Origin of the sequence: Micromonospora sp. NBC_01405 (assembly GCF_045040155.1) — a bacterium.
Lineage (GTDB): Bacteria > Actinomycetota > Actinomycetes > Mycobacteriales > Micromonosporaceae > Micromonospora.
The window spans coordinates 1,024,238-1,037,055 of the sequence record NZ_CP109532.1; the positions used below are offsets into that span (position 1 = coordinate 1,024,238).

Here is a 12,818-nt window from a genome sequence, read left to right on the forward strand (position 1 = left end):
GTTTCGCCGAGGCCAACCTTGATCGGCCAACGCGCTAGCGCAACCCTCCCCTCGATGCCAATAGCCGGGAGCGTCGCAAGAGCGGTCAGCGCGGCTCCCTTGAGACGCTGCCGGGCGGCGGCGTGTTCGTCGCTGAGTAGCACACTGCCACCCTCATCAGGTCGGTACCACCAGCAGCACCGTCACCGTTCGGCCGTCGACAGCGGGAGCGCTGAATCCAGCGATCAGTGGCTCCCACCGTCGTCGGCCGCACGCGGCGTCGGCGATCCCGGCGTTTTGCGCAACCAGAGCCACACACCTGCCAGTCCGCACCCCGCGCCGAGGAACACGATCGCCGTCTCCTCCAGCTCGGAGAGATCGTCCAGGAACGGAAAAGTGTGCGAGAGAGCCAACGCCACAAACGCAATCAGCAGCAATAGGGCGGCCAAAACACGCTGTCGGATCATGGGCCTTATTCGAGCACATTGGACAACAGCGCCAGCAGGTCGGACACCAGCCGCACCAACTGCGGTCAGTGCGCGTGCTGGTACGTCAACCACGCGTGCTCCACCCGCCGGCCCAGCTCGCGATCGGAACCACCGTCCACCGGTTCTGCCCGGCCGGGGGCATCTCGTAGCGGGCAAAGCCGCCCGTGTCCCGTCGGGCACGATGATCGGCTGATCGCGAGCAGCCTGCCGGAATCGACGTCGTGGTTGCTGTCGCTCGACCTCACGGTGGACGGCAGCGCTCGCGCGGCTCCTTGAAGGGGTCAGCGGCCCATCAACTGGGCGAGCAACTCCTCCGCCAGGGGCCACGGCCCGTAGCCGTCGGCGGTGGTGACGTGCCCGGCGTCGCCGAGGTCGACCAGCTCGGACCCCCACCGCCCGGCGTGGTGCGCCGCCCGCTCGTACGCCATCATCGGGTCGGTGCGGCTGGCGGCCAGGATCGACGGGAACGGCAGCGGATCGTCGGGCAGCGCCGGCATCGAGGACTCCCCGTCCGTCCACGGCTCGTCGATGTCGGGCGGGGCGACCAGCAGCGCCCCACGCACCGGGCCGGGGCCGCCGCGCGCCCAGAGCGCCACGGTGAGGCAGCCGGCGCTGTGCGCCACCAGCACGGTCGGCTCAGCCGTCTCGTCCAGCGCGGCGGTGAGGGCGGCCACCCGGTCCTCGGCCCCGTACCGGCCGCGCTCGGCGTGGCGGACCCAGCGGCGCTCCGGGCCCCGGCCGCGCAGCCACTCCTGCCAGTGGCCGGGCAGCGGCTCGTTCCGGCCGGGCACCAGCAGCACACGGGTCACGGCCGAGAGGTTAGCGTCGAACCGACAGTCGCGCCGCCCCGCGCTGAGGGCGGCAGGGGAGACACCCGAGTACGAGGAGGATGCCCGTGGTCTGGATCTCGCTGACCACCGACTACGGCCTCGCCGACGGGTTCGTTGCCGCCTGCCACGGGGTGATCGGGCGGATCGCCCCGGCCGCCAGGGTGATCGACGTGACCCACCTGGTGCCGCCAGCCGACGTGCGCCGGGGCGCGGCCGTGCTCGCCCAGACGGTGCCGTACCTGCCGGTCGGGGTGCACGTCGCGGTGGTCGACCCGGGGGTGGGCACCGCCCGGCGCGGGATCGGCCTGGCCACCCCGGGCGGGCTGCTGGTCGGGCCGGACAACGGGCTGCTGCTGGACGCCGCCACCGCGCTCGGTGGCGTCACGGCGGCAGTCGAGCTGACCAACCCACAGTGGCTGGCCCCCGAGGTGTCCCGCACCTTCCATGGCCGGGACCTCTTCGTCCCGGTCGCGGCCCGGCTGGCGCTCGGCGCGTCGCTTTCCGACGCCGGCCCGGCGGTCGACCCCGCCGACCTGGTCCGGCTCCCCGAGCCGGTGGTGCGGCCCGGCCCCGACGGCTTCACCGCCGAGGTGCTGACCGTGGACCACTTCGGCAATGTGCAGCTCGCCGCGCCGGGCGACCTGCTGGCCGGGCTGCCGGCCCGGGTGTGGGTGGCCGGGCGGGCCGCGGCGCACGGGCGGACCTTCGGCGATGCCCCGCCCGGCGAGCTGGTGGTCCACGTGGACTCCGCCGGCCGGGTCGCGGTGGCGGTGAACGGCGGCCGGGCCGTCGACGTGCTCGCGGCCGGGCCGGGTGACCTGCTGGCCGTCACCGCCACCGCCTGAGCACGACACGGGGCCGGAGGCGGTCGGGGGAACGGTCGGGAACAGCCGTTCGGTGGGTGACGAAATCGGACCACCGCCGGACTGATGCCCGGTGGCCGCTTGTGGAATGCTCTTCCGGTGGGTGAACAATGGGTTCCGTCGGCATGCCCCTGCTGCGCATCGAAAACCGGGGGCGGCACCTGCCCGGTCTGCTTCTGGACCGACGACGGCCAGGGTGACGCCGACGCCGACGTGGTCCGGGGCGGCCCGAACGGCGACCTGAGTTTGTCCCTCGCGCGGCTCAACTTCGCGATCTACGGCGCCAGCCACCCCCGCTACCAGGACATCGTGCGCCCGGCCCGCCCGGAGGAACGCCCCTGACCCGCCCCCGGAACGTGGGGACGGGCCGGGGCGACGCCGGACGCCGCGCCGACGCGGGACCGGGCGAGGAGCAGGACGCGAGGAGCCAGGACGCGAGCGCCCCGGCCCTGGCCGGCAGCGGTCAGCAGCGCGGGGCTGCGCCGCCGTACACGGCGGAGATGTACGCGTGGCTGACGTACTGCCCGCTGGCGAGGCGGTTCCACCGGTTCGTGGTCCGGTAGGTGCCGCTGACGGTCTGGCCGGTGACGTAGCACTGGATCGGCACGTGGGCGTACGTGGCGGCGAGGCCACGGGCGGCGTACCCGGTGCCGGGGCCGGTGCGGAGGTTGAGCGGGCCGGAACCGATCACGCCGTGCGGGCCGGTGCCGGTCCACAGGTACGCGACGTCCACCCAGGCGTTGTCGGTGAGTTGGAGGCCGTCCCAGAAGGTGCCGTCGGCGAGGTCGACGCCGCCCGGGTTCAGCACGGTCCGGCCGAACTGGTCCCGGCCGCCGTTGTAGCCGGACTGGTACGCGGCTTGCGCCTCGGGTCGGCCCTGGGGCAGGTCCTTCCAGTTCTCCCGGACGGCGGCGGAGTTCCAGTAGTCGTCCCGGGTGTTCCACGGCCCGACGTCCCAGACCGGGGCGTACTCGCAGCGGCTGCCGCTGGTGGTGCAGACCCGGAGGGTGTAGTCGCCGGTGCCGCGCGGGGATAGCGAGCGCCGGGACGGCAGCGCCGCGAAGTGGTCGCGGGACGTGACGACGTGCCCGTTGGCGGTGGTCCCGCCGACCAGCCCGATCCGGGTGGCGTAGACCCGGTAGACCCGGCCGGGGGTGGACGCGGCGGCGACGGCCGCCCGGTCGGCGGTGAGCCGGACTGCGCGTACCGCCAGGGTGGCCCCGGCGGCGCGGGCGGTGAGCAGCACCCGGGCCTGGACCCGGGTGACCGGCTGGTCGAAGACGGCGGCCGGGCCGGCCGTGCGCCACTCGGTCCAGCCGGCGTCGTGCCGGCCGCGCACCTGGACCTCCACCGCGGCGTCCGGGCCGGCGTCCGCGTCCACCTCGGCGCGGACCCGGGTGGCGGGTCGGGTCAGGGCGCGCTCCGGGCTCAGGTACGCGCCCTCGGCGACCGGCGCGTGCCGGTCCAGGGCGGCGGAGGTGACGGCGCGCGGCGTCCGGTCGGACAGCCGGAGCCCTCCGCCGGCCCAGCGGGCGTTGAGGCCGTCGGCGCGGGAGAGGTCGGCGTCCCACCGCTCGGTCGGCGCGACCGCGTCGGCGGCACGGGGAGACGCGGCGGCCGGTCCGGCGAAGGCCGCCGGCAGCGGGGCGGAGGCGGGCGGTACGGGGACAGCGGCCAGGTAGAGGAGCGTGAGGGCGAGCAGCGGGGAGAGGACGAGGCTACGGACGGGAGTACGTGGACAATTCACGTTGTTCCTCCTCAGAACACCCTGATCGTTGCCTTTCGCTCGATCGATGGGAACCTCCGTACAAATGGCGATACACGCGAATCCCGTTCGGGGAGGGAGAATGGCGGGGTGCCCGAAGGTGACACCGTCTGGAACACCGCCCGCGTCCTGCACCGCGCCCTCGGCGGGGTCCGGCTCGCCGGCTGCGATTTTCGGGTGCCGCAGTTGGCCACCACCGACCTGACCGGCTGGACGGTGCGCGAGTCGGCCAGCCGGGGCAAGCACCTGCTGCTCCGGCTCACCGCCCCGGAGCCGGTCGACGCCCCGGCCGCCGGTGACGATCGGACGACCCGCTGGACGCTGCACTCGCACCTGCGGATGGACGGGGCCTGGCGGGCGTACGCGCCGGGCGAACGCTGGACGGCCCGGCCCGCGCACCTGATCCGGGCGGTGCTGCGCGGCCCCGACGCGGTGGCCGTCGGATACCACCTGCACGAGCTGGCGCTGGTACGGACAGCCGAGGAGGGCGCGCTGGTGGGGCACCTCGGGCCGGACCTGCTCGGCGCCGACTGGGACCCGGCCGAGGCGGTCCGCCGGCTCGCCGCGCGCCCGGAGGCGGCGATCGGGGAGGCGCTGCTCGACCAGCGCAACCTGGCCGGCGTGGGCAACCTGTACAAGTGCGAGGTGTTGTTCCTGCGCGGGATCTCGCCGTGGACCCGGGTCGGCGCGGTGCCCGACCTGGCCGGCACGGTGACGCTCGCGCAGAGGCTGCTGGCGGCCAACCGGGGACGGTGGACGCAGAGCACCACCGGCTCGCTGCACCGGGGGCGGACCAGTTACGTGTACGGCCGGCGCGCGCAGCCCTGCCGCCGGTGCGGCACCGCGATCCGCAAGGAGGAGCTGGGCGAACGGGTCACCTACTGGTGCCCGGGCTGCCAGCCCGGCCCGCCGGGTGCCGCGCCGCCCCGACCGGCGGCCTCCTGACCCCGACGCCCTCCTGACCCCGGCGAGCGGGCCGGCCGACACCCTGACCTGCCCCGACGCGCCGGTCCCAGGGTCCGGGACGCCCGCAGATACGGACGATTGGGTAGTTCCTAACCAGGGGTCCGGCGTCGCATGCTGCGGTTGAGTGCTCACCGATCGTCAACAAGGCGCGACGGCCGTCCCAAGGGGGTGGCGGCCGGCGCGCCTCGATCCCGGGGAGAGCCATCGTGCTGTTCCGCAGACTGCGCCCCAACCTCGCCGACCGGGCCGCCCGCACCGGCCGGGAGGTCGGGCCGACCGTGCCGGCGGCCCGGGCCGCCGAGGAGGCGGCCCCCGTCCCGGCCAGCCTCGACCCGGCCGCGGTCCCGCGCAGCTTCGGGCCGGTGCCCAACTTCGCCACCAGCCCGCTGCCGGTCCCCGACGGGCGGGGCGGGACGGTTCCCGGCACCGGCCTGCGCAAGTTCGTCGACGCGCTGCCGGGCCCGGGCGAGGCGGGCCGCACCGAGCTGGGCGGGTACCTGCCGGTGGCCGTCCCCGACACCATCACCTGGCCGGGCTGCGACTACTACGAGATCGGTCTCCAGGAGTACGCCCAGCGCCTGCACCGCGACCTGCCCGCCACCCGACTACGCGGCTACCGGCAGCTCAATCTGGGCACCGACGGCGCCGGGCACAACACGGTCGCCCCGCCCGACCGGCCGTACCTGCTCGGGCCGGTGATCGTGGCCAGGCGGGGCCGGCCGGTACGGATCAAGTTCATCAACCAGCTCCCCACCGGGCGGGCCGGCGACCTGTTCCTGCCCGTCGACCCGACCCTCGACGGCGCCGGGGCCGGGCCGCTGGACGGGCCGGCGCCGTACCCGCAGAACCGGGCAGTGCCGCACCTGTACGGCGGGCAGACCGGCTGGATCAGCGCCGGCAACCCGTGGCAGTGGGTCACCCCGGCCGGCGAGATCACCCCGTACCCGACGGGGGTGGGGCTGACCCACGTGCCGGACATGCCGCCGCCCGGCCCCGGGGCGACGACCCTGTACTACCCGAACGAGCAGAGCGGCCGGCTGATGTGGCTGCACGACAACACGCTCGGCCTGTCCCGGCTCACCGTCCACTCCGGTCAGCTCGCGCTCTACCTGCTCGCCGACCCGGCCGAGGAGCGCCTCGTCGCCGACGGCGTGCTGCCCGCCGAGCAGCTGCCGCTGGTGATCCAGGACCGCACCTTCGTGCCGGACGACACCCAGCTCGCCGCCCAGGACCCGACCTGGGACCGGGACCGCTGGGGGGCCCGGGGCAGCCTGTGGCACCCGCACGTCTACCAGCCCCGGCAGAACCCGTACCGGGCCTCGGGCGGCAACCCGACCGGCCGCTGGGACTACGGCCCGTGGACCGGCCCCCCGCCGGGCCGGGAGGCGGCCACCCGACCGGGGCCGGACCCGGAGACCGACGGCCGCCCGGCCGGGCCGGCGCCGAACCCGCACCACGATCCGGTCGCCGCCCCCGACGAGCCGCCGCTGGCCCCGGGCGTGCCGCACCCGTCGGCGGTGCCGGCGGCGTACGGCGACACCCCGCTGGTCAACGGGGTCGCCTACCCGTACCTGACGGTGACGCCGGGGGCGTACCGGTTCCGGATCCTCAACGCCTGCGCGGACCGCGGCCTCAACCTCCAGCTCTACCGGGCCCGCTCGGACGGCCCGATGTGGGGCCCGGACGGCGAGCTGCGCGACGCCGACGCGGGCGAGGTGCCGATGGTGGAGGCGGTCCGCTCCCCCGGCCGCCCGGCGCACTGGCCCACGGACGGCCGCGACGGCGGGGTGCCGGACCCCGCCGCGGCCGGGCCGGAGTTCGTCCAGGTCGGCAACGAGTGCGGGCTGCTGCCCGCCCCGGTGGTGCTGCCCAACCGCCCGGTGGGCTACCGGTACGACCGGCAGGACCCGACCGTGCTGAACGTCGACGGGCACGCCCTGCTGCTCGCCCCCGGGGAGCGGGCCGACGTGGTGGTCGACTTCTCCGCCGTCCCGCCCGGGGCCACGGTGATCCTGTACAACGACTGCCCGGCCCCGCTGCCCCGGTTCGACCCCCGCTACGACCACCACACCGGCGCGCCGGACCGCACCGCCGTGGGCGGGATCGCCGGCACCCGCCCCGGGTACGGGCCGAACACCCGCACCCTGCTCCAGTTCCGGGTGGCCGGTGAGCCCGCCGAGCCGTTCGACCTGGCCCGGCTCGCCGACCGGCTGCCCGCCGCGTACGCGGCCAGCCAGCGCCCGCCGATCGTGCCCCAGCCGGCGTACGACGCCGCGTTCGGCACCCGCACGGCCGGGGACACCGTGGTCACGGCGTACGCCACCTCGGTCAGCTTCACGCCGGCCGGGGCCGCCGTACCGGTGACCCTGCCGCTGGCGGTGAAGGCGGTGGGGCAGGTGTTCGAGCCGGCGTACGGGCGGGTGGCCGGCCGGCTCGGGGTCGCCCACCCGAACGCCGGCCCGCTCGGCCCGGTGACCCTGCCGCTCGGGCCCGTCGACCCGGCCACCGAGACCCTGGTGATCGCCGACCCGACGGTCCCGGTCGGCGCGACCGCCGACGGCACCCAGCTGTGGCGGATCACCGGGGACGCCGGCCAGACCCACCCCGTGCACGTCGGCGGCTGCGACGTGCAGCTCGTCAACCGCGTCGGCCGGGACGGCACGATCCGCCTGCCGGAGGCCAACGAGCTGGGCTGGAAGGAGACGGTCCGGGTGAACCCCCGGGAGGACGTGGTCGTGGCGCTGCGCCCCGTCGCGCCCGTCCTGCCGTTCAAGCTCGGCGACAGCGTCCGGCTGCTCGACCCGACGCGCCCGGCCGGCGCCCGGATCGGCTCGACCCCGGTCAGCCCGCTCGACGGCCGGCCTGCGGCGGTGGTGAACCAGCTGGTCAACATGGGCTGGGAGTACCGCTGGCACAGCCAGCTCGGCGGCCACCGGGACCAGGGCATGAGCCGCCCGCTGGTGCTGCGGGTCGCCCCGAGGGGCCCGACCGGGCTGACGGCCACGCCGATGGCCGGGTCGGCGACCGTGCTGCCGGCGATCGTGCTGACCTGGACCGGCAACGGCAGCCACCCGCAGGCCCGCAGCCACCTGCTCCAGCGGGCCACCGACATCGCGTTCACCGAGGGGGTCATCGCGATCACGGTGGCCGCCGCCGCCAACCGGTACACCGACGCGACGGTCACCCCGGGGGTGACGTACCACTACCGGATCCGGGCGGAGAACGAGGTGAGCTGCTCGGCCTGGTCCAACGGGGTGCCGGCGGCGGTCCGGCTCGCCGCCCCGGCCGGGCTGGTCGCGGCGATCCCGCCGGCCGCGCCGCCGCGGGTGGCGCTGCGCTGGGCGAACCGCTCCTTCGCCACCGGCGTGGACGTGCAGCGGGCCACCAACCCGACGTTCACCAGCGGGCCGGTTACCACCGCGATCGGGGTGGGCGGGCAGCACGTGGACGCCGTGGTCGCTGCGGAGACCACCTACTACTACCGGGTGCGGACCACCTACCTGGGGGCGGCGTCGCCGTGGTCGACCGTCGCCACCGTCACCACTCCGCCCCGCCCCGCACCGCCCACGGCGCTGGCCGGCGCCGGGAGCGCCCCCGCGCCCGACACGGCGACGGTGGCGCTGACCTGGGCGGCCGGGCCACCGGGCGGGCCGGGGGCCGGCTTCGTGGTGCAGCGGGCCCTCGACCCGGCGTTCGAGCGGGAGGTCGTCGCGTTCACGGTGCACGGGCGGGGGTTCACCAACACCGGCCTGGCCCGGGGCGTGACGTACCACTACCGGGTGCGGTCGTTCAACGTGATCGGCAGCTCGCCGTTCACCCCGCCGGTGGCGGTGAGCACCCCCGGTTGAGCGGTCAGCGGGTGGGGGCGCGCAGGGGGTCGCCGACCGTGCGCAGCTCGGCCAGCGCCGAGGCCACCCCGTGCAGCAGGTCGGTCGCCTCGGCGAGCCGGGACGCGGCGGCGTGCTCGCTGCTGGGGCGGGCGTCCTCGGCCAGGTAGCCGGCGGCGGCCACCACCAGTCGCTCGTACGCGGACACCCCGCTCTCCAGTTGCCCGGACAGCTCCCGGTGGGCGCCGGCGAGCGGGGCCCGGGCGTCGGCCGGGGCGAGCCGCAGGGCCCGCTCGACGCTGGCCACCCGCCCGGCCAGCTCGCGCAGCGAACGGTCGGCGGCGGCGGCCTCCAGCACGGCCGGTTCGGCCAGCCCGGTCAGCTGGCCGGTCATCCCGCCGAGGGTCAGCGCGGCCCGGTCCAGCCGGGCCCACGGCTCGGCCACGCTGGTGCCGCGCAGGGCCAGCCGGGACCGGGCCCGGCGCACCTCGGCCAGCACCCCCTGCCCGGCCGGAAGTCGTTCCACGGCGGCGACCAGCCGGGCCCGGGACCGGGCGGCGGCCTCGGCCGGGTCGAGCGCCGGGGGCGCCGGCCGCGCCGCGTGGGCCCGCAGGTCGAGCCAGCGCCAGGCGGCCAGGGCCACCGCGCTGCCCGCGGCGCCGGCCCAGGCCGCGTCGGGCAGTCCGAGCCCGGCGTACGGGGTCAGCACGGCCGCCGCCCCGGTCAGGCCGCCGCCCAGGACGGTCCACCGGCGGGCGCCCCGCCGCAGCCGGCGCAGCTCGCGGAAGTACCGTGCCCGCTCGTCTGCCATGCGTGCCTCCTCACTCCGGCCGCCCGGCCGACGACGCTGACGCCGCCCGGCCCGCCCGGCCCTGGTGCCGCCCGACCAGCGGCGCTGGTGCCGCTCAGCCGGCGGCGGTGGTGTCCCCGGTGCCGCGCTCCTGGCCCATGCTGGCCCGGATCTGGTCGAGCCGGGCCGCGGCGGCCGGGTCGGCGCTCGGAGCGGCCTGCCCCTGCCCCGCCGCGCGGTCCTGCCGGCCGGCGAGCTGCTCGCCCGCCATGCTGGAACGGATCTGCTCCAGCCGGGACGAGCCGGCCGAGTCAAGGGACGCCTTCTGGATCTCCAGCATCCGGCCTTCGACGGAGTTGCCGGCCAGCTCGGCTCGGCCCATCGCGGTGGCGTAGCGCTGCTCGATGCGGTCCCGCACCTCGTCCAGCGAGGGGGTGCTGCCGGAGGCCGTCAGGGAGGACATCGACTCCAGCGAGCGGGCCACGCTCTCCTGCATCTTGGCCTGCTCCAGCTGGCTGAGCAGCTTGGTGCGCTCGGCCAGCTTCTGCTGGAGGATCATGGAGTTGTTCTCCACCGCCCGGCGGGCCTGCGCGGCGGCGCCGAGCGCCTGGTCGTGCAGGGTCTTCAGGTCCTCCGTGGCCTGTTCGGCCGAGACGAGCTGGGTGGCCAGCATCTGGGCGGACTGCTCGTACTTGCCGGCCTCCGCCTCGTCGCCGCGGGCCCGGGCCTGGTCGGCGAGGACCAGGGCCTGCCGGGCGTTGCCCTGGAGCCGCTCGACCTCGGACATCTGCCGGGACAGCTTCAGCTCCAGCTGACGCTGGTTACCGATCACCGCCGCCGCCTGCTGGACCAGCGCCTGGTGCTGACGCTGCGCCTCCTCGACGGCCTGCTGGATCTGCACCTTGGGGTCGGCGTGCTCGTCGATCCGGGCACCGAAGAGCGCCATCAGGTATTTCCAGCCCTTGACGAACGGGTTCGCCATCTCCGCGGTATCCCCTCAGTAGAGTCGCGCCGCCCCGACCGTGCCGGGCGGTCCGGCCGGCGGTCGCACGCGGCAGTGAAGCCATGGTCCCAGCCGGGCGCCAGCCCGGCATCCGTACGTCCACGAGCGGCACGCGCCGCCGTCTGATCAACAGTACGCGGCGCGGGAAAGCCCGGCCACGTCGTCGGGTGGCCGGGGTCGCACCTGCCGCGCGGTCGGGCCGGCGGGCGGAGTCGCGGCTCCGCCGACGAGGCGCTCCGGGGCGGGTCGGCGGCCGGGGTGGACCGCCGACGGGCTGGTTCAGGCGGCGGGCAGGTTCAGGCGGCGCAGACGACGTCGCGGTCGCGGTCGGCGGGGCGCACCCGCGTGCTGCGCAGGGTGGCCTTCAGCGGCGAGTCCTGGTGCACCGCCACCGACACCGAGCCGCCCGTGGAGACCTGGCGCACGCCGCGGCCTGCGGCGTTGCGGACGGAGGCGCGGCCCACCGGCGCCGGCTCGACGGGCTCGTCCTGCACCGGCATCAGCACCCCCGGGAGCTGCTCGGCGAGCGCCACCGTGTCGCTGACCTCGCGGAGCAGCTCGGAGAGGCGGGCACCGAGGGCGTCGCAGATGGCGGCCAGCAGCTCGCTGGAGGGCTCCTTCTGGCCACGCTCGATCTCGGACAGGTAGCCCAGGCTCACGTTCGCCGCGGAGGAGACCTCGCGCAGGGTGCGCTGCTGCCCCTGCCGGCGCGCCCGCAGTGCGTCACCGATCACCCGGCGTAGCAGGACCATCGCACCTCCCCTGACTGGTCTCACCCCTCCGACGGCGGTCGTTCCCGGCGCGGTGTACCGCCCCGGTGCCGACGACACGCGTCGGAGCCTTCCCGCAACCGTACCCGCTGCCGGCCCCGGTGACATCCCACCCTGCCCCACCATCTGGCGGTGGCCGCTCAGCGCCCGCCCGTCGCGGCGGTCGCGGGATCCCCGTCGGCGGCCGGCGTGCCCTGCGCGGTCGCCGCCTCCGCCACCTCCGCCGCGTGGATCCGCTGGGCGAGCAGCCGCAACGCCTCGATCACCGTGGCGGAGCGGATGTGGTCCCGGCCGCCGTCCAGGTCGAGCCGGGTGACCTCGGTGCCGCCCGGCCCGGCGACGGCGACGTAGACCAGCCCGACCGGCTTGCCGTCCTGCGGCTGCGGCCCAGCCACGCCGGTGGTGGCCAACCCCCAGTCGGCCCCGCAGCGCCGCCGGCCGCCCTCGGCCAGGGCGAGGGCCACGTCCGGGTCGACCGGTCCGCGGTCGGCCAGCAGGTCCTCCGGTACGCCCGCCAGCCACGCCTTCAGCTCGGTGGCGTACACGACCAGCCCGCCCCGGTAGACCCCGCTCACCCCGGCGATCTCCACGAGCGAGGCGGAGAGCAGCCCACCGGTGAGCGACTCCACGGTCGCCAGCGTCTCGTGCCGCTGCGCGAGGCGGTGCACCACCCCGGCCGCCGGGCTCCCGACCGGCCGCCGCCCGTCCGCATCCGTCTCCATGCCCACGTTCCTTTCCCCGCCGCTGCCGCCCTACGCCACCCCGCCCACGCATCCTCCCGCCCACCACCGGCGACCGTGTGGTGGTCGCCGGGCGGGGCCGCCCGCCGCCCCGTGACCACCGGGGAGGCCGGGGCCGGCTGGGGGGGCCGGTCAGGGGCGGGGCCGACGGAGCCGGAGGGCCTGGGCGATGTAGTCGAAGCCGGTGACCACCGTGACGACCACCGCGGCGGCCATGATCCAGGGGCCGACGTCGGCGAGGCCGGCCGGCATCGGCCACAGGTACCAGGTGATCGCGAGGATCTGGAGCGCAGTCTTGATCTTGCCGCCCCGGCTGGCCGCGATGACGCCGTGCCGGATCACCCAGAACCGCAGCGCCGTGATGCCCAGCTCGCGGGCCAGGATCAGCGCGGTCACCCACCAGGGCAGCAGGTCGTACCAGGACAACAGCACCAGGGCCGCGCCGGTGAGCGCCTTGTCGGCGATCGGGTCGGCCACCTGACCCACGGAGGTGACCAGGCCGAAGCGGCGGGCGATCCAGCCGTCCACCAGGTCGGTGGCCGAGGCGAAGACGAAGATCAGGCAGGCCACGATCCGCCACCCGGAGTGACTCATCGCCGACATCACGACTGTCGCTCCGAAGACCGGCACCAGCACCAGCCGCAGCAGGGTCAGCGCGTTGGCCGCGTTGAGCACCGGCACCCGGGCGACCACCGGCGACGGCGTCGAACCCGCCGCCGGAGTCACCGGCGTGCCCCGATCGGGCCGCCGTGGCGTACCTGGCGCCGCACCACGTGGCTCCCCCGCTCTCTCAGGGC

At 76.0% G+C, this 12,818-nt stretch carries 12 protein-coding genes; 4 read left to right on the top strand and 8 right to left on the bottom strand.

Going from position 1 to position 12,818, the window contains the following annotated elements; translation table 11 throughout:
• Window positions 1-224 precede the first annotated feature (224 nt).
• The gene (locus OG559_RS03720) at window positions 225-446 is read right to left on the bottom strand and encodes a hypothetical protein (RefSeq protein WP_405112442.1); all 222 of its coding nucleotides are present in this window, start codon (window positions 444-446) and stop codon (window positions 225-227) included.
• A 302-nt stretch (window positions 447-748) separates the two neighbouring features.
• On the bottom strand, window positions 749-1,276 hold the full coding sequence (locus tag OG559_RS03725) for an RBBP9/YdeN family alpha/beta hydrolase (protein ID WP_405112445.1): 528 nt from the start codon (window positions 1,274-1,276) through the stop codon (window positions 749-751).
• 80 nt (window positions 1,277-1,356) lie between these two features.
• Here OG559_RS03725 and OG559_RS03730 point away from each other — a divergent pair, with 80 nt between their 5' ends.
• Together OG559_RS03730 and OG559_RS03735 are read left to right on the top strand one after the other, a co-directional pair.
• Window positions 1,357-2,142, top strand: a complete 786-nt coding sequence (locus OG559_RS03730) for an S-adenosyl-l-methionine hydroxide adenosyltransferase family protein (RefSeq protein WP_405112447.1) — start codon at window positions 1,357-1,359, stop codon at window positions 2,140-2,142.
• Window positions 2,143-2,259: 117 nt separating this feature from the next.
• Complete coding sequence (locus OG559_RS03735; RefSeq protein ID WP_350885352.1) at window positions 2,260-2,502, top strand: CPCC family cysteine-rich protein; 243 nt, start codon at window positions 2,260-2,262, stop codon at window positions 2,500-2,502.
• Window positions 2,503-2,623: 121 nt separating this feature from the next.
• On the opposite strand, the gene OG559_RS03740 is transcribed toward OG559_RS03735, so the two are convergent.
• Window positions 2,624-3,907: a hypothetical protein gene (locus OG559_RS03740; RefSeq protein ID WP_405112450.1), complete on the bottom strand. Its 1,284-nt coding sequence runs from the start codon at window positions 3,905-3,907 to the stop codon at window positions 2,624-2,626.
• Between the two features lie 108 nt (window positions 3,908-4,015).
• On the opposite strand from OG559_RS03740, the gene OG559_RS03745 reads away from it, so the two are divergent.
• Both OG559_RS03745 and OG559_RS03750 read left to right on the top strand, forming a co-directional pair.
• Window positions 4,016-4,870, top strand: coding sequence for a DNA-formamidopyrimidine glycosylase family protein (locus OG559_RS03745; RefSeq protein ID WP_405112453.1), 855 nt, complete (start codon window positions 4,016-4,018; stop codon window positions 4,868-4,870).
• Between the two features lie 224 nt (window positions 4,871-5,094).
• Entirely contained in the window at window positions 5,095-8,739 is a 3,645-nt protein-coding gene (locus tag OG559_RS03750; protein ID WP_405116356.1) for a multicopper oxidase domain-containing protein, read from the top strand.
• A gap of 4 nt (window positions 8,740-8,743) precedes the next feature.
• Here OG559_RS03750 and pspM read toward each other — a convergent pair whose 3' ends face one another.
• From pspM to pgsA, 5 genes are all read right to left on the bottom strand, one after another.
• Window positions 8,744-9,529 (bottom strand): phage shock envelope stress response protein PspM, encoded by a 786-nt coding sequence (gene pspM / locus OG559_RS03755; RefSeq protein WP_405112456.1) that lies wholly within the window; start codon window positions 9,527-9,529, stop codon window positions 8,744-8,746.
• Window positions 9,530-9,623: 94 nt separating this feature from the next.
• Window positions 9,624-10,490 carry a PspA/IM30 family protein gene (locus tag OG559_RS03760; RefSeq protein ID WP_405112459.1) on the bottom strand — a complete coding sequence of 289 codons (867 nt, stop codon included), beginning with the start codon at window positions 10,488-10,490 and terminating at the stop codon, window positions 9,624-9,626.
• Window positions 10,491-10,807: 317 nt separating this feature from the next.
• On the bottom strand, window positions 10,808-11,263 hold the full coding sequence (locus OG559_RS03765) for a helix-turn-helix domain-containing protein (protein ID WP_396674761.1): 456 nt from the start codon (window positions 11,261-11,263) through the stop codon (window positions 10,808-10,810).
• Window positions 11,264-11,421: 158 nt separating this feature from the next.
• The gene (locus tag OG559_RS03770) at window positions 11,422-12,003 is read right to left on the bottom strand and encodes a CinA family protein (RefSeq protein ID WP_405112462.1); all 582 of its coding nucleotides are present in this window, start codon (window positions 12,001-12,003) and stop codon (window positions 11,422-11,424) included.
• 150 nt (window positions 12,004-12,153) lie between these two features.
• Complete coding sequence (gene pgsA / locus OG559_RS03775) at window positions 12,154-12,747, bottom strand: CDP-diacylglycerol--glycerol-3-phosphate 3-phosphatidyltransferase (protein WP_405112465.1); 594 nt, start codon at window positions 12,745-12,747, stop codon at window positions 12,154-12,156.
• Window positions 12,748-12,818: the final 71 nt, after the last annotated feature.